The sequence below is a fragment of the Pseudomonas sp. PA-7-1E genome, assembly GCF_021605325.1.
Lineage (GTDB): Bacteria > Pseudomonadota > Gammaproteobacteria > Pseudomonadales > Pseudomonadaceae > Aquipseudomonas > Aquipseudomonas fluorescens_BV.
Map to the genome: position 1 here is coordinate 1 of NZ_WKFA01000059.1, position 23,512 is coordinate 23,512.

Consider the following 23,512-nt stretch of genomic DNA (forward strand, 5'->3'; position numbering starts at 1 on the left):
GTCCTTGAAGGCCGGGCCGGTCTTGAAGTCGGCGCCTTCGGGCTTGGACAGGAAGTTGAGCTGGGCTTCGAGCTTGTCCGTCAGGGTGGCGTCGAGGCGGCCGTTTTGCAGGTCGGCGTAGTTCTGTTCCTGAGACTGGTACGCCTTGATCTGTGCACCGAGCTTGGCCAGGTGCGCGCGGGCATAGGCTTCCTGCAACGAGCCTTGCAGCACGCCAACCTGCTTGCCGTTCAGCGACTCGGGGGTGTCACCGAAGGTGGCGTTTTTTCGGGTGATCACCGAGGTGGGGCTGAGGAACAGGCGGTCGGTGAAGTCGATGACTTTCTCGCGGGCCGGGGTCACGGCCATGGAAGACATGATCGCGTCGAACTTGCGCGCACGCAGGGCCGGGATCATGCCGTCGAATTCGTTGTGCACCCAGGTGCATTTCACTTCGAGCTTGGCGCAGATGGCGTTGCCCAGTTCGATATCGAAACCTTGCAGGCTGCCGTCGGCGGCGACGGATTCGAAGGGCGGGTATTCGGGGAACACGCCAAACCGGATTTCTTTCCAGTCCTGGGCGTGGGCAGCAGTGGCGCACAGTGGCAACAGCAACGCAGCGAAGAGTGATCGCAGAGGAGTCATGTGTCGGTCCCTATATTTTGTAATTGATGTCAGGGGCAGTGAATAACTGGGAGCAGAGAATGCTTCATGATGGTGCGTTTTTTGTGTCGTTTACCCCCTGCGCAAAGCGCAAATTGCGCTGTTAAAACAGGCAATGCAGCGGAATCGGCTGTGACACCGGCAAAATCGGCTTTCAACCCACCCGAATCTGGCCTGCCCTGGGCGCAAAGCGGCAAGCCAGAGCGGTTTCAGGCGCGCTTTTTATGCTGTACCACAGGTTGCTGGGCCAGGCGTGCAAACAGGTCTTTCGGGTCGGCCAGGTCTGGCACCAGCTCCAGCTCGCTCCCCACATCCAGGGCCTTGGCCACGTCCAGTACATAGCGCAGGGCCGAGTAGTCTTCGATAGCAAAACCCACCGAGTCGAACAGGGTGATCTGGCGTTCATTCTCGCGGCCCGGCTGTTGGCCGTTGATCACTTGCCACAGCTCGGTGACCGGCGAATCTTCCGGCATGTGCTGGATTTCGCCTTCGATGCGGCTTTGCGGTTCGTACTCGACGATCACCCTGGCGCGCTCGACGATACGGCGGTCCAGCTCGGTCTTGCCCGGGCAGTCACCGCCCACGGCATTGAGGTGCATGCCTGGCTCGATCATCTCGTCAGTCAGGATGGTGGCGTAGGCCTTGTCTGCAGTCACGGTGGTGACAATGTCCGCGCCTTTGACTGCCTCGGCGACGCTGGCGGCCAGGATCACCTTGATCGCCGGGAACGCCTTGAGGTTGGCGGCGAGCTTGGCGGTGGCCTGGGGGTCGATGTCGAACAGGCGGATTTCAGTAATGCCCAGCATGGCGTGGAAGGCCAGAGCCTGGAATTCGCTTTGGCAGCCGTTGCCGATCAGCGCCATGCTGCGGCTGTTGGCGCGGGCCAGGTAGCGGGCGACCAGGGCCGAGGTGGCAGCGGTGCGGATCGCAGTGGTCAGGGTCATTTCCGCCAGCAGCACCGGTTTGCCGGTGTCGACGTCGCCCAAGGCACCGAACGCCATCACGGTGAGCATGCCGGCCAGGGTGTTTTTTGGGTGGCCGTTGACGTACTTGAAGGCGTACAGCGAAGCGTCGGACACCGGCATCAGCTCGATCACGCCATCCGGTGAGTGGTTGGCCAGGCGCGCGCATTTTTCGAAATCCTGCCAACGCAGGTAGTCGGCGCGAATGTAGTCGGCCATCTCGGTGATACAGGTTTGCAGGCCTTTTTGCGATACCAGGTAGCTGAGGTCGTTGACGTCGATATAACGGGTCATGGCAGGACTCCTTATTGAAATGAGGGACGGGCCGGCAGATGCACTTCGGCCAGCATGCAGCGGGCACTGCCGCCGCCGATGCGTTCGATGTTGTCGATATTCACCACCACCGGCCGCGTATGGCGTTCCACATGCTGACGCTGCGCCGGATGCAGGGCGCCCCAGGCACTGGCGGACATCACCAGCAATGGCTGGCCGTCCCGGTCGTGGACCTCCAGCATGTTGCCGGCGAAGGCTTCCAACTGGTCGAAGTCCAGGCTGAGGATGTCCTTGCCGGTGTCACGCAGGGAGCGTTCCAGGGCCAGGCGCTCGCTGTCGTCGGGCAGGGCCTGCAGGCACACCACCGCGAGGTCGCGGCCAACGCTCATCATCACGTTGCTGTGGTAGATGGGGGCCTGGTGACGGTCCAGGGCGTGGAACACACAGAGTTGGTAGTCGAGGCGTTCGGCAAACTGGCGCAGGGCCGCGTGGTGGGTGCGCCCCGAATGGCAGGCGTAGCTGATGCGGTGCTGGCGGTCGAGCACCATGCTGCCGGTGCCTTCCAGGAAGATGTTCTGTTGTTCCAGGTGGCTGAGGTCGATGGTGGTGTTGATCGCAAAGCGTTGCTCCAGTACTTGCAGCACGCCCTTGTTGCGCTCCAGTCGGCGGTTCTGGCCTTCCATGGGGTAGAGCACCAGGCTGCCGTCGGCATGGCTGCTCCACCAGTTGTTGGGGAAGATCGAGTCGGGCGTATGAGGCGCCGGCGTGTCCTGCACCACCAGCACCTCCACGCCATGCTGGCGCAGGGTGTCGACATAACCGTCGAACTCCTCCAGCGCTTTGTGCTGTGCACTGAGCGGGTCCAGCGGCGGGCGTTGGAAACGGTTGTTGATCGCGGTATCCGGGTTGAAGGCAAAGCGCGCCGGGCGGATCATCAGGACGGTGTTGGTGGTTTGCATGGGGGCACGGGTCCGTTGGGGATCTTGTGCCGCTATTGTGTGCGTTGCGGGGAAAGGATCCCGGCTGAAACAGCGGGGTGGCTCAGCCAAGAAAGCTGAAAACGGGGGTGGCGCAGCCGAATCGGCTGTCAGATTGAAATACGATCAACCTGTGGGAGCAGGCAAGCCAGCTCCCACATTGGTATTGTGGTGATTGTTATCGTTGTGTCAGCCAGGAGGAACCATGTCTACCGCTGTTCGCCTTGCCCAACCTTCAGATGCCGAGGGCATCAGCCAGGTCATCCTGGCTGCGCTGCACAGCAGCAACGCACGTGATTACCCAGCAGATGTGATTGCGCGGGTTGCCAGCAACTTCACCCCCGACGCGGTAATGGCGTTACTCCAGCGGCGTGTGGTGTTGGTGGCGACTCAGGATCAACTGATCGTTGCTACGGCCGCACTGGACGGCAACGTGGTGCGCTCGGTGTTCGTCAACCCGGCGCTGCAAGGGCAGGGCATTGGCCGATTGTTGATGATCGAGATCGAGCTGCGCGCCCGTGAAGCCGGCGTGACGGTGCTGAGCGTGCCGTCCTCGCTGACGGCGCAAGCCTTCTACGCCAAGCTGGGTTTTCACAACGTGCGTGACGTGTACCACGGCAACGAGCGCACGTTGGTGATGGAAAAGGCGCTGTTGTCCCGCCACCCCATCGGGCCGTATCGCGACCGTCAACACCGTGCCCAGGTGATTGAGTTATGGCAGCAGGCGTTTGGCTATGACACCGCGCATAACCTGCCGAGCCTGGCGATTGATAAGAAACTGGCGGTCAATGACGGGTTGTTCTTCGTTGCCACCGACAACAAAGCCGTGATCGGTACCATCCTCGCCGGCTATGACGGGCATCGTGGCTGGTTGTATTCGGTGGCGGTGCATACCGACTATCGGCGCCATGGCCTGGGGTCGTCGCTGGTGCGCTATGCCGAACAGGCGTTGACAGCGCTGGGTTGCATGAAAATCAACCTGCAGATCACCGGCGGCAATGACGTGGTGGTGGGGTTTTATGAGGCGTTGGGGTATGGGGTGGAGCCGAGGATCAGTATGGGCAAGAAGATTGCCGAGAATATTACGCCACGCTCATGAAGGTGTAGAAACCAGTGTGGGAGCTGGCTTGCCTGCGATAGCGATAGGCCTTTGATCGTTCCCACGCTCTGCGTGGGAATGCCGCCTGGGATGCTCCGCGTCCCGCCGGACAACAGGTGACGCGGAGCGTCAGGGGATGCATTGCATTCCCACGCGGAGCGTGGGAACGATCATATGCTGACTGACAGTTCGCTATCGCAGGCAAGCCAGCTCCCACAGGGTTTTGTGGTGTCGCTGGCTTTTGTGGCTGTCAGACCTTGACGATCCAACCCGCTGGCGCTTCCACGTCACCGGTCTGCACACCGGTCAGCTCTTTGTAGAGCTTCTGGGTGATCGGGCCGACTTCGGTCTCGCTGTGGAACACATGCAGCTTGCCGTTGTACTGAATGCCGCCGATAGGCGAGATCACCGCTGCGGTACCGCAGGCGCCGGCTTCCTTGAACTGATCCAGCTTGTCGATGAACACTTCGCCCTCGACCACTTCCAGGCCCAGGCGGGTCTGGGCCAGTTCGATCAGCGACAGGCGGGTGATGCCTGGCAATACCGAAGGCGACTTCGGCGTGATGAACTGGTTGTCGTGGGTGATGCCGAAGAAGTTGGCCGAGCCGACTTCTTCGATTTTCGAGTGGGTCATCGGGTCCAGGTAGATCGCGTCGGCGAAGCCGGATTTCTTCGCTTCCGAACCCGGCATCAGGCTGGCGGCGTAGTTGCCACCAACCTTGGCGGCACCGGTGCCTTGCGGCGCGGCGCGGTCGTAGCCGGAGATCTGGAAGTTGTGCGGCACCAGGCCGCCCTTGAAGTAGGCACCGACCGGGATGCAGAACACCGAGAAGATGAATTCCGGCGCGGTACGCACGCCGATGTTGTCACCGGTGCCGATCACGAACGGGCGCAGGTACAGCGCGCCGCCACTGCCGTACGGCGGGATGAAGCGCTCATTGGCCTTGACCACTTGTTTGCAGGCGTCGATGAACGCGTCGGTCGGCACTTGTGGCATCAGCAGGCGGCCACAGCTGCGCTGCATGCGGGCGGCGTTCTGGTCCGGGCGGAACAGGTTGATCGAGCCGTCCTTGCAACGGTAGGCCTTCAGGCCCTCGAAGCATTGCTGGCCATAATGCAGGGCAGTGGAGCCCTCGCTGATGTGCAGCACATTGTCGTCGGTCAGGGTGCCAGCTTGCCATTCGCCGTTCTTCCAGACCTGGAGAAACCGCTTGTCGGTCTTGATGTAGTCAAAACCCAGCTTGTCCCAATTGATGCTCTCGTTACCCATGACACCCTCTATCTCTGGTCAAGTCGGATTTTTTTCTGGATGGCGCAACAATACTGCATTCTTGGCCGGTGTGGGAGCAGGGCGGTGGACCATTCAACCTCTGCATTGGCTGATCCACCGCTATCGCGGGCAAGCCCGGCTCCCACATTGGAATGCATTCCAAGTGTGGGAGCTGGCTTGCCTGCGATAGCCACGCCACGGTTTTACAGGTGCAACGCGTGCCCCAATGCCCGCAGCGCGGCTTCCTGCACCGCTTCACCCAGGGTCGGATGGGCATGGATGGTCCCGGCCACATCCTCCAGGCGCGCGCCCATTTCCAGGCTCAGGCCAAACGCAGTGGACAGTTCCGACACCCCAGCCCCCACCGCTTGCCAGCCAACAATCAAATGATTGTCACGCCGCGCCACCACCCGCACGAAGCCGGCTTTGGACTCCAGCGTCATGGCCCGGCCATTGGCGGCGAACGGGAAGCTCGACACAATGCAATCCAGGCCAGCAGCCTTGGCCTCGTCCGGGGTCTTGCCGACCACTACCAGTTCCGGGTCGGTAAAGCACACCGCCGGAATTGCCGCCGGGTTGAATTCGCGGGCCTTGCCGCTGATCAGTTCGGCAACCATTTCGCCCTGGACCATGGCCCGGTGCGCCAGCATCGGCTCGCCACTGAGGTCGCCAATGGCGTACACGTTGCGCATGCTGGTCTGGCAGCGGCTGTCGATCTTGATCGCCGCGCCGTTCATGTCCAGGTTCAGCGCTTCGAGGTTCCAGCCTTGGGTGTTGGGTTTGCGCCCCACGGCGACCAGCACCTGGTCGGTGTCCAGCGCCAGGGTGTCGCCATTGGGTGCACGTACTTGCAGCTTGTTGTCGGCAAAGCCGGTGACGCTGTGTTCCAGGTACAGCTTCACGCCGAGTTTCTTCAGGGATTCAGCCACCGGCAGGGTTAGCTCGGCGTCGTAGGCCGGCAGGATGTGCGCCTGGGCCTCGACCACACTGACGTCGGCACCAAGCTTGCGGTAGGCAATCCCCAGTTCCAGGCCGATATAACCACCGCCCACCACGATCAAACGTTTGGGTACATGGGTCGGTGCCAGGGCTTCGGTGGACGAGATAATCGGCCCGCCAATCGGCAGCATCGGCAGGTTGACGCTTGTCGAGCCGGTGGCCAACAGCAGGTGTTCGCACTGGATGCGTTGCTCGCCCACCTCGACGGTCTTGCCGTCGATGACTTTGGCCCAGCCATGGATCACCTGCACCTTGTGTTTTTTCAGCAGTGCGGCGACGCCGGTGGTCAGGCGGTCAACGATGCCGTCTTTCCATTCCACGCTCTTGCGGATGTCCAAAGTCGGTACATCCACCTCAATGCCCAACTGCGAGCCCTGGCTATGGTGCACGGTTTGCTGGAACTGCTCGGCCACATGGATCAGCGCCTTGGAGGGAATGCAGCCAATGTTCAGGCAGGTGCCGCCCAGTGCTTGGCCTTCCACCAGAATGGTGGGGATGCCCAGTTGGCCTGCGCGAATCGCCGCGACATAACCGCCGGGGCCGCCGCCGATAATCAGCAGCGTGGTGTGCAATGTCTGAGTCATGCCCTTACTCCAGGAACAGGCTGGCGGGTTGTTCGAGCAGGCCGCGAATGGCCTGGATGAATTGCGCCGCGTCCATGCCATCGACCACGCGGTGATCGAAAGAGCTGGAGAGGTTCATCATCTTGCGCACCACAATCTGGCCCTTGATCACCATCGGCCGCTCAACGATGCGGTTGACGCCGACGATGGCCACTTCCGGCAGGTTCAGCACTGGCGTACTGACGATGCCGCCCAGGGCGCCAAGGCTGGTCAGGGTAATGGTCGAACCGGACAGCTCTTCACGGCTGGCCTTGCCTGTGCGTGCGGCATTGGCCAAACGCGCGATTTCTTCGGCAGTGCCCCACAGGCTGCGGGCTTCGGCGTGGCGCACCACCGGCACCATCAGGCCCACGTCGCTCTGGGTGGCGACGCCCACGTGCACGGCACCAAGGCGAGTGATGACCTGGGCTTCGTCGTCGTAACGCGCATTGATCTGCGGGAAGTCGCGCAAGGCTACCACCATGGCCCGCACGATAAACGGCAGCAGGGTCAGCTTGCCGCGTGTCGCACCGTGCTTCTCGTTGAGGTGCACGCGCAACTCGTCGAGGGCGGTGACGTCGATCTCTTCCACGTAGCTGAAATGCGCGGCGCGGCGGGTGGCGTCCTGCATGCGCTGGGCGATCTTGCGGCGCATGCCGATCACCGGGATCTGGTGTTCGTCAGTGCGCTCGGCATACGGGTTGGCGGCGCTGGCGCCCGTTGTCGGGCCCTGGCGCAAGTAAGCCTCCAGGTCTTCATGCAGAATCCGGCCCGCAGGCCCTGTGCCCTGGACCAGGCGCAGTTGAATCCCGGCATCCAGCGCGTGTTTGCGCACGGCAGGCGAGGCCAACGGGCGTTCGCTGGCTTCACGGGCCACGGGCGCTTGCGGCGCTTTCACTACTGCAGCGGGCTTGCTTTCTACCGGCGCCTGTACCGGTTTGGCTTCGGCCAAAGGTGGCGCGGCCTTCGCCGGCTCGGCAACCTCCGGCATATCCTTGGTATTGCCTGCGCCTTCCACTTCAATGCTGATCAAAATGCTGCCCACTGCCATGACCTCACCCGGCTCGCCGCCGAGGGAAATCACCTTGCCGTGGACCGGCGAGGGAATATCCACCATCGCCTTGTCGGTCATCACATCCGCCAGCACCTGGTCTTCAACCACCAGGTCGCCGACCTTTACATGCCATACCGATAATTCAACTTCCGCGATGCCTTCGCCAATGTCCGGCATCTTGATAACGTGCGTGCCCATTCAGACCTCCATGACCCGTTTCAACGCCGCGCCCACTCGGGACGGCCCTGGGAAATACGCCCACTCCTGCGCGTGCGGGTAGGGAGTGTCCCAACCAGTGACGCGTTCGATCGGCGCTTCCAGGTGGTGGAAGCAATGCTCTTGCACCAGCGAGACCAACTCGGCACCAAAGCCGCAGGTGCGCGTGGCCTCATGCACCACCACGCAACGGCCGGTCTTTTTCACCGACTTGACGATGGTCTCCAGGTCCAGCGGCCACAGGCTGCGCAGGTCAATGACCTCGGCGTCGATGCCGGTTTCTTCAGCGGCGACTTGCGACACATACACGGTGGTGCCATAGGTCAGCACGGTCACGGCCGAGCCTGGGCGCACGATGGCGGCTACGTCCAGGGGCACGGTGTAGTAACCGTCCGGCACCTGGGCTTGGGGGTGTTTGGACCACGGCGTTACCGGGCGGTCGTGGTGACCGTCGAACGGGCCGTTGTACAGGCGCTTGGGCTCCAGGAAGATCACCGGGTCATCGTTTTCGATGGAGGCGATCAGCAGGCCCTTGGCGTCATAGGGATTGGACGGCATCACCGTGCGCAGGCCGCAGACCTGGGTGAACACCGCTTCGATACTCTGGCTGTGGGTCTGGCCGCCATAGATGCCGCCGCCGCAGGGCATGCGCATGGTCAAGGGCGCAGTGAACTGGCCGGCCGAGCGATAACGCAGGCGTGCCGCTTCGGAAATGATCTGGTCGGTGGCGGGGTAGACGTAGTCGGCGAACTGGATTTCCGCTACCGGGCGCAGGCCGTAAGCGCCCATGCCCACGGCCACGCCGACGATGCCGCTTTCCGAGATGGGGGCGTCAAACACCCGCGAGCTGCCGTACTTGGTCTGCAAGCCTTCGGTGCAACGGAACACGCCGCCGAAGTAACCGACGTCCTGGCCGAACACCACCACGTTGTCGTCACGCTCAAGCATCACATCCATGGCCGAGCGCAGGGCCTGGATCATGGTCATGGTGGTGGTGGTCATGGCGGTTTCCAGTTCGATACTGTTGTTGTGGTCGTTCATGTCACACCCCCAGCTCTTGACGCTGGCGCTTCAAGTGCTCCGGCATCTCTTTATAGACATCCTCGAACATGGTCGCGGCGCTTGGAATCTGGCCACCGGCCAGGGTGCCGTACTGTTCGGCTTCCTTCTGCGCCTTGACCACTTCGGCTTCAAGTTCTGCACTGACCGCCGCGTGTTCCTCTTCGGACCACTGGCCAATCTTGATCAAGTGCTGCTTGAGGCGGGCAATCGGGTCGCCCAGGGGGAAGTGGCTCCAGTCGTCGGCGGGACGGTACTTGGATGGGTCATCGGAGGTGGAATGCGGGCCGGCGCGGTAGGTGACCCACTCGATCAGGGTGGGCCCCAGGTTACGGCGCGCACGTTCGGCGGCCCAGGCCGAGGCGGCGTACACGGCGATAAAGTCATTGCCGTCCACGCGCAGGGAAGCGATGCCGCACCCGACGCCGCGTCCGGCGAAGGTGGTGGCTTCACCGCCAGCGATGGCCTGGAAGGTGGAAATCGCCCACTGGTTGTTGACCACGTTGAGGATCACTGGCGCGCGGTACACGTGGGCGAAGGTGAGGGCGGTGTGGAAGTCCGATTCAGCAGTGGCGCCGTCGCCGATCCAGGCCGAGGCGATCTTGGTATCGCCCTTGATCGCCGAGGCCATGCCCCAACCCACGCCCTGCACGAATTGGGTGGCAAGGTTGCCGGAAATAGTGAAGAAGCCCGCCTCCTTGACCGAATACATGATCGGCAATTGGCGGCCCTTGAGCGGGTCGCGCTCGTTGGACAGCAGTTGGCAGATTAGGTCCACCAGCGGCACCTCGCGGGCCATCAGGATGCTTTGCTGGCGATAGGTGGGGAAGCACATGTCGTCGATGTTCAAGGCCAGGGCCTGGGCGCTGCCGATGGCTTCTTCGCCAAGGCTTTGCATGTAGAACGACATTTTTTTCTGACGCTGGGCGACCACCATACGGTTGTCGAAAATGCGCGTCTTGAGCATGGCGCGCATGCCTTTGCGCATGATCTCGGTGGAGACGCCTTCGGCCCACGGGCCCAGGGCCTGGCCCTGATCGTCGAGCACGCGGATCAGGCCCTTGGCCAGGTCGGCGGTGTCGGCCGGTTCTACGTCGATGGCGGGTTTGCGTACCAGGCCGGCGTCGGTCAAACGCAGGTAGGTGAAGTCGGTCTTGCAGCCTGGGCGGCCCGAGGGTTCGGGAACGTGCAGGCGCAGCGGTGCATACGGCTGGGTCATGGCTTTCTACGCTCTATCTTGTGAATTTCTTGTAGTGGGCGCGCTAGCTGACAGTCAGTCTTCGGGTAGAAGAAATCTTGTCCTACAACAATCATAGGCGTGGCGTAGAAGAATATTTATCTCTGTTTCATTGCGTCGCCGGCCATTTGCGGATAAAAAAACTGCATAAACATAATAAACAGGTGATTTTGTCTCATGCGCAAACTGGACCGTACCGATATCGGCATTCTCAACGCCCTGCAAGAGAATGCCCGCATCACCAATGCCGACCTGGCTCGCTCGGTCAACCTGTCGCCTACGCCGTGTTTCAACCGGGTCAAGGCGATGGAAGAACTGGGGTTGATTCGTGAGCAGGTTACGCTGCTGGATGCTGATCTGCTGGGGCTGCACGTCAATGTGTTCATCCACGTGAGCCTGGAAAAACAGAACGAGCTGGCGCTGCAGCAATTCGAAGGGGCGATCTCGGATCGGCCTGAGGTGATGGAGTGCTACCTGATGGCCGGTGACCCGGACTATTTGATCCGCGTGTTGGTGCCCACGATCCAGTCGCTGGAGCGCTTTATGATGGACTTTTTGACCAAGGTGCCTGGGGTGGCGAACATTCGCTCCAGCTTTGCCTTGAAGCAAGTGCGCTACAAAACCGCACTGCCGTTGCCGGCCAACGGCATCAGCCTCGGTTCCTGATTCAACACGGGACAAAATGTGGGGCTTGCCTGTGATGACGGCACCCCGCGATCCAACTGTGGGAGCTGGCTTGCCTGCGATGGCGGCCTGACAGCCGACGACTACCTACCTGACACCCTAACGATCCAACTGTGGGAGCTGGCTTGCCTGCGAAGACGGCCTCACAGTCAATGCAGCTGGATTGTGTACATATCCATTCCTGCGGTAACGGCCACTTAGGGTTCCGCCCTGACGGCGGCTCACTTTCGAAAAGCGCGAAAGTAAGCAAAGCGCTCTTGCCCCACCACTCGGCACCTCGCTTGGGCTCGGTGTGCCCGTAATTCGCCAGTGATTTGGGGGGCCGCCGCCACGCGCCATCCATGGCGCGGGGCGGCTAAACCGGCATCCCTGCCGGTTTACCCCCCAAATCCCTGTCGAATTCCGGCCAGCGTGGTTTAACGGGGCGCCTAAGATCAAAAGCAGATCAAAAGCAGATCAAGAGCGGCTCGCTTCGCATCGTGGTTACCGTTGGTCGGTATAGAGCGGTATATCGGGCAAATGGGCCAACTGACCCACCGCTATCGCAGGCAAGCCAGCTCCCACAGCGGATCGGTGCTTCTAAAGTTGGTTGAGGGGGATTTTCAGGTACGTCACGCCGTTTTCTTCTGCCGGCGGCATATTTCCAGCCCGCACATTTACCTGGATCGCCGGAAGCAACAACGTTGGCATGCCCAATCCAGCATCACGCTGGGTGCGCATCTGTACAAACGCCGCTTCATCCACCCCATCATGCACATGAATATTGCCCGCCCGTTGTTCCGCCACGGTGGTCTGGTACCTGGCCTCACGGCCTTCAGGCGGATAGTCATGACACACATACAGCCTGGTATCGGAGGGGAACGCCAACAGCTTGCGCATCGACGCGTACAACTGCCGCGCATCGCCGCCGGGGAAGTCGCAGCGGGCGGTGCCGACGTCGGGCATGAACAGGGTGTCGCCCACCAGGATCAAGCGGCCGTCGATCAAATAGGCCATGTCGGCGGGGGTGTGTCCAGGCACGTGCAACGCCTGGGCCTTCAAGTTGCCGATATGAAAGACTTCATCCGGCGCAAACAGGTGATCGAACTGCGAGCCGTCCACGCGAAATTCCGGCTCCAGGTTGAACAGGTTCTTGAACACGCCCTGCACCTTGCTGATCGATTCGCCGATCGCGATCTTGCCGCCCAAGGTGCGGCGCAGGTAGGGCGCGGCGGACAGGTGGTCGGCATGGGCGTGGGTTTCCAGCAGCCACTGCACGTGCAGGCCATGCTCGCGCACAAAGGCAATCACCTTGTCGGCTTGTGCCGTATCGGTGCGCCCCGAAGCCGGGTCGTAATTGAGCACCGAGTCGACGATGGCGCAGGGGCCGCCATTGGCTTCATAGACGATATAGGTGTAGGTCGACGATGCGTCATCCAGAAAGGCTTGAATCAACGCTGGCATGGCGGCTGTCTCTGCTGAAGAAAAAAGTGGTTACAATCAGTTTACGTTTACACATAATGTTTTGAGCTTAAGTGACATAAAGGACCCGAGGCAAATGGAATCTACGTTGAGTGAGGGCGAAGTCGCCCAGTTGCGTGCATCGGCGTCCAAGGCCTGTGCCTTGCTCAAGGCCCTGGCCAACGAAGATCGCTTGTTGATCCTGTGCCAGTTGACCCAGGGCGAGCGCAACGTCGGCGAGCTGGAAGCCCTGACCGGCGTACGCCAGCCCACCCTGTCACAACAGTTGGGCATCCTGCGCGATGAAGGGCTGGTCGCCACCCGTCGGGAAGGCAAATATATTTTCTACGGGTTGGCCAGCCACGAAGTGATTCAAGTGATGAAAACCCTGTCCGGGCTGTATTGCGGCGCGGTCATAAAAAGCTGGGCGTGACGCCATCCGGCAGCGACCCTTGTGTGCATTGACTCAAAAAGGCAGTAGACAATGACCGAACAACACTGGGGACCCACCATCAGTGGCGATATCGTAGTCATCGGCGGCGGCTCGGCAGGCATCGGTCTGCTGGCCAGCCTGCTCAAGCGCGACCCGCAGCTGAACATCACCCTCATCGAACCTAACGACTACCACTGCTACCAACCGGCCTGGACCCTCGTCGGCGGCGGCGCCTACGACCTGCACAAGACCCGCCGCCCCCTGGCCGACGTGCTGCCCAATGGCGTCAGCTGGGTGCAGGCCGCCGTCAGCGAACTGTTGCCCGATGAAAACACCCTGGTGCTCGACAGCGGCCAGCGCGTCACCTGGAAGAACCTTATCGTCTGCCCTGGCCTGCGCCTGGCCTGGGAAAAAATCGAAGGCCTGCAGGACACCCTCGGCCAGCACGGTGTCACGTCCAACTACAGCTACGAGCATGCCGCGTACACCTGGCAGTTGGTGCAGCAGCTCAAGGGTGGCAAGGCGTTGTTCACCCAGCCGGCGATGCCGATCAAATGTGCCGGCGCGCCGCAAAAAGCCCTGTACCTGTCCTGCGACCACTGGCTCAAGCAGGGCGATCTCAAACACATCGACGTCGAGTTCAACCTGGCCGGTGCGGCGTTGTTCGGTGTGCCAACCTTTGTGCCGCCGCTGATGAAGTACGTCGAAAAATACAACGCTCGCCTGGCGTTCAACTCCAACCTGGTGAAAGTCGACGGCCCGGCGCGCAAAGCCTGGTTTGAAGTCAAAGACGCCGAAGGCAACGCGACGGTCGAAGAGAAAACCTTCGACATGCTCCACGTCGTACCGCCGCAGTTGTCCCCGGACTTTATCCGCCAGAGCCCGCTGGCCGACGCCGCCGGCTGGTGCGAAGTAAACCCCCATAGCCTGCAACACCTGCGCTACCCGCATATCTTCGGCCTGGGCGATGTGTGCGGCACCACCAACGCCAAGACGGCGGCAGCGGTGCGCAAGCAAATCGTGGTGGTGGCCGAAAACCTGCTGGCCCTGCGCAAGCAGGCACCTTTGCCGCTCAAATATGACGGCTATGGTTCCTGCCCACTGACGGTGGAGAAGGGCAAGGTGGTGCTGGCCGAGTTTGGCTATGGCGGCAAGTTGCTGCCGACCTTTCCCCTTGATCCCACGCAGGCACGCCGTTCGATGTGGTTCCTCAAGGCCACGCTGCTGCCGTGGTTCTACTGGAATGGCATGCTCAAGGGCCGCGAGTGGCTGACCCGTCTGAGCAAGGTGGACTGAATGCTGCTGGCCAGTGTGTTGGGTGTATTGATGGGCCTGGTCATGGGCCTGACTGGCGCGGGCGGCGGCATCCTTGGGGTGCCGGCGCTGGTGCTGGGGCTGGGCTTGACCATGACCCAGGCCGCGCCGGTGTCGTTGCTGGCGGTGGGCGCAGCGGCAGCGGTTGGTGCCATTGATGGCTTGCGTCATGGCTTGGTGCGTTACCGTGCGGCGTTACTGATCGCCTTGCTCGGCGCGCTGTTTTCGCCGTTGGGCGTGTTTGTCGCCCACCAACTGTCGGAACCGGTGCTGATGGGGCTGTTCAGCGCGCTGATGGTGCTGGTGGCCTGGCGCATGCTGCAACGGGAAAAGCGCGAGTCTGGGCCGAGTGACCATGGTGCGGCGTCGTGGGGCCAGAAAAACTGCATGCTCAACCAGCAGACCGGTCGCCTGGCCTGGACCGCCAAATGCAGCGCCACCCTGGCGGCGTTGGGAGCGGTGACCGGCGCCGTTTCAGGTTTGCTGGGCGTGGGCGGCGGCTTCCTGATCGTGCCGGCGTTCAAGCAACTGACCGACGTGCAGATGCGCGGGATCGTCGCCACGTCGTTAATGGTGGTCAGCCTGCTGTCGCTGATCGGCGTGGCCGGTGCGTTTCATGCGGGCGTGAGCATCGAGCCGGTGGGCTGGGTGTTTATTGGTGCGAGCGTCGTCGGCATGTTGGCGGGAAGGCGGTTGTGTTCGGTGATCCCCGCGCGGGTGTTGCAAGTGGGGTTCGCCAGCCTGTGTGGGTTGGTGGCGATTGGGATGCTAGCCAGCGCGTTGCTCTGACGCTGTACCTGTGCGCTGTCACGAAATCTTGTACTTGGTCAGGAACCTCCTCATTGAGCGCTGACACTCAGTGAACGGCCGCAAGCGCCGAAACGCGCTTTTGCCTGGATGATTCTTCGACTATGCACAGGCGCTTTATGACAATTACCGCAGCACATACGCATTTTTCGCTTCCCTTGGCAGCAACTGAAAAACGGCCACCGCTTGTGGCCGATGACCTTGAACCGTCGTTGACGCCCCAGCGTCCCAGCCAGAATTTGCCATTGCCCAACAGTCCTGTCTTCTCACTGGGCCATTTGGGCGGGGCATTATCCTGGCCAAATCCCTTGAGTGCAGACGAGCAGCGGCGCTTGCGCCTTGCGACGATGAATTACGCACACCCTCTGGGCGACCAACCGCTGGTGATGCAAACCAAGGGTGGCGTACTGGAGTTTCTGCGGTATCGCCAGCCGCTGCCGGCAGAAGTGGGGAGCGACCCGGCCAAAATACTCGAAGCGCTGGTCAATTCCCCGCAAGGGCAACGGATGGGCAACGCGCTGCAGCAAACAATGCAGGGCATTGACAGCGAAAGCAGCGCGAGCGATTACCTACTGGCCGCTATCGCACTGCAGATGGACCCTGAGTCGATCACCGCACCCGATTGCAACAGCGTCGCTGGGTTTGATCTGGGCGGTGACACGCATGGGGGACACCACGCAGCCACGGTGGTGGCTGGCTTGGCCGAACATTTGAGTCGTACTGGCAAAACCAGTGCTGCACTGGCAAGTGTCGGCGCGTACCTGTTGCTGGCCAAGTCGGCGCCGCAGTTTCTGATCAAAGACATTCCTGCGACGGTGAAAGTCGGCAGCCAGGCATGGGCCAGCCTGGCGATTGCTGCAATGACGATTGAGGCGCAGACGCCGGGCAAAGTCCCCGGCATGACGTTTGCCCAGGTCATGAGCGAGGCGCAAGAAGCACGGCGGGTTGACCCAGGAGTTACCCAAGCAGCAGAGACGGTGGCATTGCTGGACTGGGCCGTGGCCAGTGGCATTCTCACAAAAAGACAGAATGGCGACTATCCACCCGCGCAACTTGAATCGGCAAGGGCTGCATTCAACGCGCAGCTGGACACCCGGCTCACTGCCTCCCATGCACTGGATAAGGCATTGCCCACGCGAAAAGAGATCGCCCTGACCAAGCTCAAGGAGCGATTTGGCGACCTTGGCGCGTTTTTCGAGGAGAAAGTATTTGCTGTCGATCAGCACTACGTGAAGATTGAAGGGGGAGGTATTTCGCTCTTGGATGTCGCCATGGACGACTGGCTGGAGTCCCGGCCTTTCAAGGCGCACGAACCCAGCAGCTCACTCAAGGGCAACGACCTGCAAAGGGTACTAACGAGTTTGAACGCCAATCGGCAATTTGGCGTGCCGGCAGAATTCGAACGGCAGTTCAGCCGTGCAATGGAGGAAAAAAAGATCGCCGTCAATACAACGGTCAGGCACATGATCTCGCAACTGCCCTTACAGGATCGCAAGCATTTCGAGTTTGGAAAGGTCAGTTTTTTCCAGAAAGGCTCATACGTCATGGATGGGCATTTCAATAATACGTATGCTCAAAATGAACCGGGGCTGCTGGTCAAAACCGAGCTGCAAGGCACGTCGCACGCCTACGTCATCGACTTCAATAAAGGCACGATTGAAAAGACGAGCCTTTACAGTACAAAGGTTAAGGAAGACAGGGATGGCAACAAGGTTTCGACGACCAAAGTATTCACGCCCAGCCATAAAGCCGATGATCTGGGACGTGAGCGACCGCTGAATAACGCGCCTTGGGATAGCTTTATCAGCGCTCGATCCCATGGGATTGCCACGGCGTTTGTCGAACACTTGGACCTCGACGATCCCGCTATCAAACAGCAGGCCCGTGGGCAAACCGCCTTGGACAAGGCGAACGCACAGCTGAGCGAGTTTTTGTTGAACCTGATCCCGTTCAGGTCCGCCATTGTCAATTTTCAGAACGGGCAGTATGGCGCGGGTGCTTTTGACCTCTTGCTGGATGTATTCGGTTTTCTTACCGCCGGCACCTCCACCGCAGGAAAGTTGCTCAAGGTCGGCCGTTCTGCGTTGTCTGCCGGGGCCAAGGCATTGCGGGCGGTCAAGGTCATCGGCGTGGCGGCCATTGACGTACTCAACCCCGTCGGCGGGGTGGGCGATTTGCCCAGGTTGGTGGGTAGCGCTGGTCTCTATGTATTGTCCAAAGGCGTCAAGGCCGTCAACAAGCTCAGGGGCGCCACCGGCAGTTATGACGTGTTGAAGGCGATCAGCAAACAGTACGAGGCCGCCGCAACCGGCACCGTGAAGGTGGCAGGCCAGACGGTGGAGGGGGCCGCGGTGCTCAAGGGTGGCAAGTGGTATGCATTCGATGCCGACGCGATGCGGCCTTATGGCGGCCCGCTCGATGAGTTCAAGGCCGCAACCCAGGCTGTCGACGGTGAGGTGGACACTGCGAGCTTCGATGGGCCAAGTGAGCTGAGCCATGAGCTGTTCGGGCACTTCAAAGTGCCTGAATCCAAAATCGCAGGGCTCACACGCAACAGCCAGGGCGTATATGTGGCAGCCGATGGGCACTCCTCGCACATACGCCATACCGACAGCAACGGTGACACAGCGGTGTATGAGGTGCGCCAGGTGTCGCGCACGGAAGACGGCACCGTGCAGGCCCGGGTTTATCACAACAACCGGCAAACCGAGTTGTTGGTCCAGCATGTACAGGGCGACGAATGGCAACGCCTGGGGGCACCCGGCGGCGGGCAGATCACTGCTGAGCACTTGAAGGCCTGGGAGGCCTTGTCGCCGCAGGAGCAGATAAGGCTGACCCGAAAGGGCTTTGCCAAGCAGAATAAACTCACACAGAAAACCTTTGAGTTTTTCGTAAAGCCAGACGGTCAGTTAACCGATAGCGGCGTGCTCGTGCGTGATCGCCCTGCCAACGCATTCACCGCAAAGGTGACCGAAACGCATGTGCGTGAGTGGAAAAACATGACCCAGGCGCAGCGTGACGAAATGACCCAGGAGGGGTTTGCTGTTCTTCATAACCTTCGGCCGGGTACGTTCAAAACGTATGCGCGCAAGGACGGTACCCTGATGACCCGCGGGGAAACGCTGATCAACTCCTCTGTTCCCACCAAAAGTAACCAGATTACCGATGATCATTTACGCCAGTGGGATGAGCTTTTCAGGCAACCAGGCAACTCATTGACGTCAGCGCAGTTCGTGAGCCAGCACGGGCTCAGCCAACGTAGCTGGGCGCAGTACGTCAACGCGGACGGCTCGTTGAAGGGGGCGGGCGCGCAGCGTCTGGAACGCGCACTGCAAAGCGCCGCACGGGCGTCCGCTGTTCAGGCCCAGACCCCCATGGCCGATCATTTGCGCGCTTGGCAGGCGTTATCATTGGAGCAGCAGCAAAGCCTTACCCCCGCAGGCTTCGCACGGCAGCAACATCTGCACCCGAAAGTGTTCAATCGCTATGTAAAACCAGATGGTCAGTTGACCGCTATCGGCGTGGCGGTGCGCGACCGTGCACCCAATACGCCATTTTATACCGTGACTGAAACCCATATCCGTGATTGGCAAGACATGCCACAGACGGAGCGTGACGAAATGACGCTCGAGGGGTTTGCCGAGCTTTATCACGTTAATCCAGGCTCGTTCAAAACCCATGTGCGGCGAGACGGTACATTGGGGCCGGTCGGTAGAGAACTGATGGACAGGGTGGTCGGTATTGCCCCTAACAAGATTACCGACGACCACCTTCGCCAGTGGAAAGCCTATTTCGAGGACCCGAATAATGCGATCACGCAAGCGCAGTTCACAAGCGAGAACGGGCTCCATCCAGCCACTTGGAGAGACTGGGTCAACGCTGATGGTTCCTTGAAAAAGACCGCCAGCGAACGCCTTGAGCGCGCCGCACTGGGTCCGGTCACCCATGTTCCCAGGGCGCGCATGGAGTTGATCACGGCTGGGCATTTGCGCGAGTGGGAGGCGTTGCCGCCCGCGCAGCAACGAAGCCTTACACGCAGGGGCTTTGCTCGCCAGAAACATCTATCCCCGAGAACCTTTGAGTATTACGTGCAGCCTGACGGCAAACTGAGCCCTGCCGGTGTGACGGTGCGCGACCGCTCTGCCAACATGGCGGCGGGCAGGGTGACCGAAACGCATATCGATAGGTGGCAAAAGCTGACGCAGCAGGCGCGTGAGACCATGACCATGGAGGGGTTCGCCGTTCAGCATAACCTGAGTGTGCATTCGTTCAGAGCGTATGTCCGTCCTGATGGTGGCCTGTCGGCGGCCGGCGAAGCACTGATGAAGAATGTAACCGATGGCGCCTATCGCAGGATTACCGGTGACCTTTTGCGCCAGTGGCAAGCGCTTGCCGAGAGCGCAGACAACTCCGTCACGCAGGCGCAGTTTGTGCAACAGCACAGGCTTAGTCCAGACCTCTGGAGTAAGTACGTGAGAGCGGACGGCTCGTTTACAGCGAACGCCTCGCAACGTCTGGGACGGTTACAGCAAGGCACTGGGCCGCGCCCCGTTCCTGGGCAATCGGTTACGGATACCCCACGAAAACGCCCCGCATCAGAGCCCTTGGACCCGCCACCATCAAAGGTCGGCGCCGGCACAACGCAAGGCCTGGAGGCCCCAGCCCCCGCTTCGACAGTCCCGCCCGTGGTGATCAAGGTTGAACCCAGCGATTTCCCGACATTGCCTCGTCATCAGATCGACAACACGCTGCCGATTCTGCAGGACCCGGTGAACCCCAGAATCAGCTTGACCCAATCACTCGAAGGCCCGATCGATGACATCCGCATCTCCCACTGGAATGGCGTGCTCGATGGGCTTGATAGCCCGACTAAGGCGAGGGTTTCAGCACAGATCAAGGCGTCGATCAAAGACTGGCTGCGCACCGAAGGCCAGCATCAGACTCGATTTGACGATGCCCTGGAGGTGGTCACGCCGTTGGACGATGGGGGGCCGGCTCGCGGCGCTTCGGTATGGGCGCGGCGCGATATCCCCCAATATGAAGTGCTTGGCCCTTATGCAGGCAAATACCATGCAGACGAAGCGTCACTGTTCGAGGAGCAGCGCAAGCAAGGTTCGCGGGCTGTAATGACTTACCTGTTCGGTACGCGCTCGGGTACCCGGACGGTGAGCGGCCTGCACACTGGCAACACCTTGAGCCTGATCAATACCTCGCAACTGGGCGAGGGGCCTGCGTGGATGTCCAACAATGTCGTGTCCATCGCGGTCGGGAAAAACCTGACGTTCTATGTGGCGCTCAAGGACATCAAGAGAGGCGAGGAGCTACTGCTGGACTATGGACCGTTCTATAAGCCGGTGCCTGATGTAGCGATCAAGCCGGACCCTGATCGCTGAGTTCAAGCGCTGGGCGAAGGGGCAAGACAAATGATGCCGGGCAGTGGGCGCCATTTGACTGTGCCCCATTGACGATCAATTGCGTCCTCAAGATGGCAACATGAACGCCTCTCAGGTTACTGTTCCTCTGTGTAACGGATTCACCGGCCTTGCACCCCGGCTTACCAAGGTCACCGAATGGATAAATACACCCCCCACACCTGGCAACCCCACGAGCGGCCGAGCCTGCCTGGCTCGCCGTCGACGCCGCTGCATCCTACGCGTAAGCGCTGGCTTTTCGCGCTGGTCGGCGTGCTGGTGGCAATCACCGGCGGCTTGGGTAACGCCCTGGTCATCGCCAACCTGCAATACCTGCAAGGCGCCCTGGGCGCGACCACCGCGGAAATGGCCTGGCTGCCCGCCGCCTATGTAATGACCAACGTGTGCATGAACCTGCTGCTGGTAAAGTTTCGCCAGCAGTTCGGCCTGCGTGCGTTTACCGAGGTGTTCCTGGTGCTCTACGCGCTGGTGACCTTCGGCCACCTGTTCGTCAATGACCTCAATTCGGCGATTGCGGTACGGGCCGCCCATGGCATGGTGGGTGCGGCGCTGAGTTCGTTGGGCTTGTACTACATGATCCAGGCATTCCCGGCCAAGTGGCGTTTGAAAGCTTTGGTGTTGGGGCTGGGTACCGCGCAGTTGGCGCTGCCCCTGGCGCGGCTGTTTTCCGAAGATTTGCTGCAAATTGCCGAATGGCGCGGGCTGTACTTGTTCGAACTGGGCCTGGCGCTGATCTGCCTGGGCTGCGTGTTCCTGCTCAAGCTGCCGCCGGGCGATCGCTTCAAGACCTTTGAAAAACTCGACTTCCTCACCTTCGCCATCCTCGCCAGCGGCGTGGCGTTGCTCTGTGCGGTGCTGTCCCTGGGGCGTATTGACTGGTGGCTGGAAGCGCCGTGGATCGGCGTGGCCTCGGCCTGTTCCCTGGTGCTGATCATGGCGGGGCTCGCCATCGAGCATAACCGCAGCAACCCGATGCTGATGAGGCGCTGGCTGGGCAGCGGCGTGATGATCCGCCTGGCGTTGGCGGTGGTGCTGATTCGCATGGTGCTGTCCGAGCAATCCACCGGTGCGGTGGGGTTCATGCAGATGTTGAACATGAGCTACCAGCAGATGCACACCCTGTACGTGGTGATGCTGGCCGGGGCGATTGCCGGGCTGGTGGTCAGCGCGCTGACGATCAACCCGGCGCATTTGCTGATGCCGCTGATCATTTCCCTGGCGCTGATGGCGACCGGTTCGGTGATGGACAGTTTTTCCAGCAACCTGACCCGCCCGCAGAACCTCTATATCAGCCAGTTCCTGCTAGGCTTCGGCGGTACGTTCTTCCTGGGGCCAACCATGGTGCTGGGCACCAAAAACGTACTGACCAACCCGCGCAACCTGGTGAGCTTCTCGGTGATGTTCGGGATCTGCCAGAACCTCGGCGGCCTGATCGGTGCGGCGTTGCTGGGCACTTTCCAGATCGTGCGCGAGAAGTACCATTCGAGCATGATCGTCGAGCACCTGACCCTGATTGACCCGCTTGTGGCGGCGCGGGTGCAGAGTGGTGGGGCGGCCTATGGCAAGATCGTCGCTGACCCGGAACTGCGCAACCTCATGGGCATCCGCAGCCTGGCCACGGCGGCCACCCGCGAGGCGAACGTCATGGCTTACAACGATGTCTTCATGCTGATCGCGATTGTCGCGATCCTGACCATGCTGTGGATCTTCACCCGTAGCCTGTGGTTGATGAGCACCACCAAGGCAATTCCTCCTGTTCAACCCAGCGGCGCAACTTCATGACTGAACCTTCAACCACCACCACGACCGCCATCGCCGCCACGCCGGAAGGCAGCACGCCCCCGGGCGCGGTGCCTACCCAATTGCGGCCCTTGCGCGTGCGTATCGTCTCGTCCCTGGGCTTTGCCGCCATCGCCATCATCGGTGTGCTGATCGTGCTGTACGCCTGGCAACTGCCGCCGTTCAGCAGTGCGGTGGAAACCACCGAGAACGCTTTGGTGCGTGGGCAGGTGACGATTATCGGCCCGCAGCTCAGCGGCTATGTGTTCGAAGTGCCGGTGCAGGACTTCCAGTACGTCAAGACCGGAGACTTGCTGGTGCGCCTGGATGACCGTATCTACAAGCAACGCCTCGACCAGGCCCTGGCGCAACTGGCGGTGCAGAAGGCCTCGTTGGCCAACGTGGTGCAGCAACGCAACAGCGCCGAAGCGACCATCAAGCTGCGCCAGGCCGCATTGGTCGACAGCCAGGCCCAGGCACGCAAGAGCACTGCGGATTTGCGCCGCAATGAAGAGTTGATCAGTGACGGTTCGGTGTCCAAACGCGAACTGGACGTGACCCGTGCGGCCAACGCACAGACCATCGCTGCCGTGGCCCAGGCCCAGGCCAGCCTGGAAATCGCCCGCCAGGATTTGCAGACGGTAATCGTCAACCGCGGCTCCCTGGAGGCAGCTGTCGCGAGTGCCGAGGCGGCGGTGGAGTTGGCGCGCATTGACCTGTCCAATACACGCATCACGGCGCCACGGGATGGTCAGCTCGGGCAGATCGGCGTGCGCCTCGGCGCCTACGTCAATTCCGGCGCGCAACTGATGGCGCTGGTGCCCAAGCAGTTGTGGGTGATTGCCAATATGAAAGAAACCCAGATGGACAATGTGCAGGTCGGCCAGCCGGTCACGTTCACCGTGGATGCGCTGAACCACCGCAAATTCCATGGCACGGTGCAGCATATTTCCCCGGCCACTGGTTCCGAGTTCAGCCTGTTGCAGGCGGACAACGCCACCGGCAACTTCGTCAAGATCGCCCAGCGGGTGCCGGTGCGCATCATCGTGGACCCGGACCAGGCCGAGAGTGAGCGCTTGCGGCCGGGGTTGTCGGTGGTGGTGAGTATCGATACAGCAGGGCGCCTGAAAAACAGCCCACCCTGACGTTGACGCATCCTCTGACTGTAGGAGCGAGCTTGCTCGCGAAAAACGTCAACAATAACGCGTGTTTTCTGAATGAACGCGGCGCCTG

Annotated in this window: 17 protein-coding genes; 8 read left to right on the forward strand and 9 right to left on the reverse strand. The window is 61.0% G+C overall.

The genetic code is table 11. The features are described from left to right. From GIW79_RS24945 to ctlX, 3 genes are all read right to left on the reverse strand, one after another. Window positions 1-624 (reverse strand): transporter substrate-binding domain-containing protein (locus GIW79_RS24945; RefSeq protein ID WP_236477430.1); only part of this gene is annotated, 624 nt, incomplete at its 3' end. Between the two features lie 227 nt (window positions 625-851). After that, window positions 852-1,898 (reverse strand): ornithine cyclodeaminase, encoded by a 1,047-nt coding sequence (locus GIW79_RS24950; protein ID WP_034127975.1) that lies wholly within the window; start codon window positions 1,896-1,898, stop codon window positions 852-854. An 11-nt stretch (window positions 1,899-1,909) separates the two neighbouring features. Further along, window positions 1,910-2,836 carry a citrulline utilization hydrolase CtlX gene (gene ctlX / locus GIW79_RS24955; RefSeq protein WP_057974965.1) on the reverse strand — a complete coding sequence of 309 codons (927 nt, stop codon included), beginning with the start codon at window positions 2,834-2,836 and terminating at the stop codon, window positions 1,910-1,912. A 223-nt stretch (window positions 2,837-3,059) separates the two neighbouring features. Here ctlX and GIW79_RS24960 point away from each other — a divergent pair, with 223 nt between their 5' ends. Next, window positions 3,060-3,953 (forward strand): GNAT family acetyltransferase, encoded by an 894-nt coding sequence (locus GIW79_RS24960; protein WP_072446150.1) that lies wholly within the window; start codon window positions 3,060-3,062, stop codon window positions 3,951-3,953. 250 nt (window positions 3,954-4,203) lie between these two features. Here the strand turns inward: GIW79_RS24960 and GIW79_RS24965 are convergent, their stop codons facing one another. From GIW79_RS24965 to GIW79_RS24985, 5 genes are all read right to left on the reverse strand, one after another. Continuing rightward, window positions 4,204-5,223 carry a branched-chain amino acid aminotransferase gene (locus GIW79_RS24965; protein WP_003192309.1) on the reverse strand — a complete coding sequence of 340 codons (1,020 nt, stop codon included), beginning with the start codon at window positions 5,221-5,223 and terminating at the stop codon, window positions 4,204-4,206. A gap of 203 nt (window positions 5,224-5,426) precedes the next feature. Then, complete coding sequence (lpdA, locus tag GIW79_RS24970) at window positions 5,427-6,806, reverse strand: dihydrolipoyl dehydrogenase (protein ID WP_054898241.1); 1,380 nt, start codon at window positions 6,804-6,806, stop codon at window positions 5,427-5,429. A gap of 4 nt (window positions 6,807-6,810) precedes the next feature. Then, on the reverse strand, window positions 6,811-8,076 hold the full coding sequence (locus GIW79_RS24975) for a dihydrolipoamide acetyltransferase family protein (RefSeq protein WP_236456211.1): 1,266 nt from the start codon (window positions 8,074-8,076) through the stop codon (window positions 6,811-6,813). After that, complete coding sequence (locus tag GIW79_RS24980) at window positions 8,077-9,135, reverse strand: alpha-ketoacid dehydrogenase subunit beta (protein WP_005789444.1); 1,059 nt, start codon at window positions 9,133-9,135, stop codon at window positions 8,077-8,079. It abuts the gene before it with no gap. Between the two features lies 1 nt (window position 9,136). After that, the gene (locus GIW79_RS24985) at window positions 9,137-10,372 is read right to left on the reverse strand and encodes a 3-methyl-2-oxobutanoate dehydrogenase (2-methylpropanoyl-transferring) subunit alpha (RefSeq protein WP_054898243.1); all 1,236 of its coding nucleotides are present in this window, start codon (window positions 10,370-10,372) and stop codon (window positions 9,137-9,139) included. Window positions 10,373-10,567: 195 nt separating this feature from the next. Between GIW79_RS24985 and bkdR the strand changes: the two genes are divergently transcribed. After that, on the forward strand, window positions 10,568-11,056 hold the full coding sequence (gene bkdR, locus GIW79_RS24990; protein ID WP_003174877.1) for a Bkd operon transcriptional regulator BkdR: 489 nt from the start codon (window positions 10,568-10,570) through the stop codon (window positions 11,054-11,056). A gap of 597 nt (window positions 11,057-11,653) precedes the next feature. On the opposite strand, the gene GIW79_RS24995 is transcribed toward bkdR, so the two are convergent. Beyond that, on the reverse strand, window positions 11,654-12,517 hold the full coding sequence (locus GIW79_RS24995) for an MBL fold metallo-hydrolase (RefSeq protein WP_236455756.1): 864 nt from the start codon (window positions 12,515-12,517) through the stop codon (window positions 11,654-11,656). Between the two features lie 94 nt (window positions 12,518-12,611). Between GIW79_RS24995 and GIW79_RS25000 the strand changes: the two genes are divergently transcribed. From GIW79_RS25000 to GIW79_RS25025, 6 genes are all read left to right on the forward strand, one after another. After that, complete coding sequence (locus GIW79_RS25000) at window positions 12,612-12,947, forward strand: ArsR/SmtB family transcription factor (protein WP_003174875.1); 336 nt, start codon at window positions 12,612-12,614, stop codon at window positions 12,945-12,947. Between the two features lie 51 nt (window positions 12,948-12,998). Beyond that, entirely contained in the window at window positions 12,999-14,243 is a 1,245-nt protein-coding gene (locus tag GIW79_RS25005) for an NAD(P)/FAD-dependent oxidoreductase (RefSeq protein ID WP_236455754.1), read from the forward strand. Continuing rightward, window positions 14,244-15,050, forward strand: a complete 807-nt coding sequence (locus tag GIW79_RS25010; RefSeq protein WP_236455752.1) for a sulfite exporter TauE/SafE family protein — start codon at window positions 14,244-14,246, stop codon at window positions 15,048-15,050. A gap of 137 nt (window positions 15,051-15,187) precedes the next feature. Further along, the gene (locus tag GIW79_RS25015) at window positions 15,188-20,461 is read left to right on the forward strand and encodes an SET domain-containing protein-lysine N-methyltransferase (protein WP_236455750.1); all 5,274 of its coding nucleotides are present in this window, start codon (window positions 15,188-15,190) and stop codon (window positions 20,459-20,461) included. A gap of 177 nt (window positions 20,462-20,638) precedes the next feature. Beyond that, the gene (locus tag GIW79_RS25020) at window positions 20,639-22,282 is read left to right on the forward strand and encodes an MFS transporter (protein WP_236477431.1); all 1,644 of its coding nucleotides are present in this window, start codon (window positions 20,639-20,641) and stop codon (window positions 22,280-22,282) included. Further along, the gene (locus GIW79_RS25025; protein WP_034127965.1) at window positions 22,279-23,424 is read left to right on the forward strand and encodes an HlyD family secretion protein; all 1,146 of its coding nucleotides are present in this window, start codon (window positions 22,279-22,281) and stop codon (window positions 23,422-23,424) included. Before GIW79_RS25020 ends, GIW79_RS25025 begins: the two co-directional genes overlap by 4 nt. The last annotated feature ends 88 nt before the right edge of the window (window positions 23,425-23,512 follow it).

What these genes read in the sequence shown, in the direction of transcription:
- GIW79_RS25005 (WP_236455754.1), top strand. Translation starts at nt 12,999, where the DNA reads ATGACCGAACAACACTGGGGACCCACCATCAGTGGCGATATCGTAGTC.
- GIW79_RS25025 (WP_034127965.1), top strand. Translation starts at nt 22,279, where the DNA reads ATGACTGAACCTTCAACCACCACCACGACCGCCATCGCCGCCACGCCG.
- ctlX (WP_057974965.1), bottom strand. Translation starts at nt 2,836, where the DNA reads ATGCAAACCACCAACACCGTCCTGATGATCCGCCCGGCGCGCTTTGCC.
- bkdR (WP_003174877.1), top strand. Translation starts at nt 10,568, where the DNA reads ATGCGCAAACTGGACCGTACCGATATCGGCATTCTCAACGCCCTGCAA.
- GIW79_RS25020 (WP_236477431.1), top strand. Translation starts at nt 20,639, where the DNA reads ATGGATAAATACACCCCCCACACCTGGCAACCCCACGAGCGGCCGAGC.
- GIW79_RS24975 (WP_236456211.1), bottom strand. Translation starts at nt 8,076, where the DNA reads ATGGGCACGCACGTTATCAAGATGCCGGACATTGGCGAAGGCATCGCG.
- GIW79_RS25015 (WP_236455750.1), top strand. Translation starts at nt 15,188, where the DNA reads ATGACAATTACCGCAGCACATACGCATTTTTCGCTTCCCTTGGCAGCA.
- GIW79_RS24960 (WP_072446150.1), top strand. Translation starts at nt 3,060, where the DNA reads ATGTCTACCGCTGTTCGCCTTGCCCAACCTTCAGATGCCGAGGGCATC.
- GIW79_RS24950 (WP_034127975.1), bottom strand. Translation starts at nt 1,898, where the DNA reads ATGACCCGTTATATCGACGTCAACGACCTCAGCTACCTGGTATCGCAA.
- GIW79_RS24995 (WP_236455756.1), bottom strand. Translation starts at nt 12,517, where the DNA reads ATGCCAGCGTTGATTCAAGCCTTTCTGGATGACGCATCGTCGACCTAC.
- GIW79_RS25000 (WP_003174875.1), top strand. Translation starts at nt 12,612, where the DNA reads ATGGAATCTACGTTGAGTGAGGGCGAAGTCGCCCAGTTGCGTGCATCG.
- GIW79_RS24985 (WP_054898243.1), bottom strand. Translation starts at nt 10,372, where the DNA reads ATGACCCAGCCGTATGCACCGCTGCGCCTGCACGTTCCCGAACCCTCG.
- GIW79_RS24980 (WP_005789444.1), bottom strand. Translation starts at nt 9,135, where the DNA reads ATGAACGACCACAACAACAGTATCGAACTGGAAACCGCCATGACCACC.
- GIW79_RS25010 (WP_236455752.1), top strand. Translation starts at nt 14,244, where the DNA reads ATGCTGCTGGCCAGTGTGTTGGGTGTATTGATGGGCCTGGTCATGGGC.
- GIW79_RS24965 (WP_003192309.1), bottom strand. Translation starts at nt 5,223, where the DNA reads ATGGGTAACGAGAGCATCAATTGGGACAAGCTGGGTTTTGACTACATC.
- lpdA (WP_054898241.1), bottom strand. Translation starts at nt 6,806, where the DNA reads ATGACTCAGACATTGCACACCACGCTGCTGATTATCGGCGGCGGCCCC.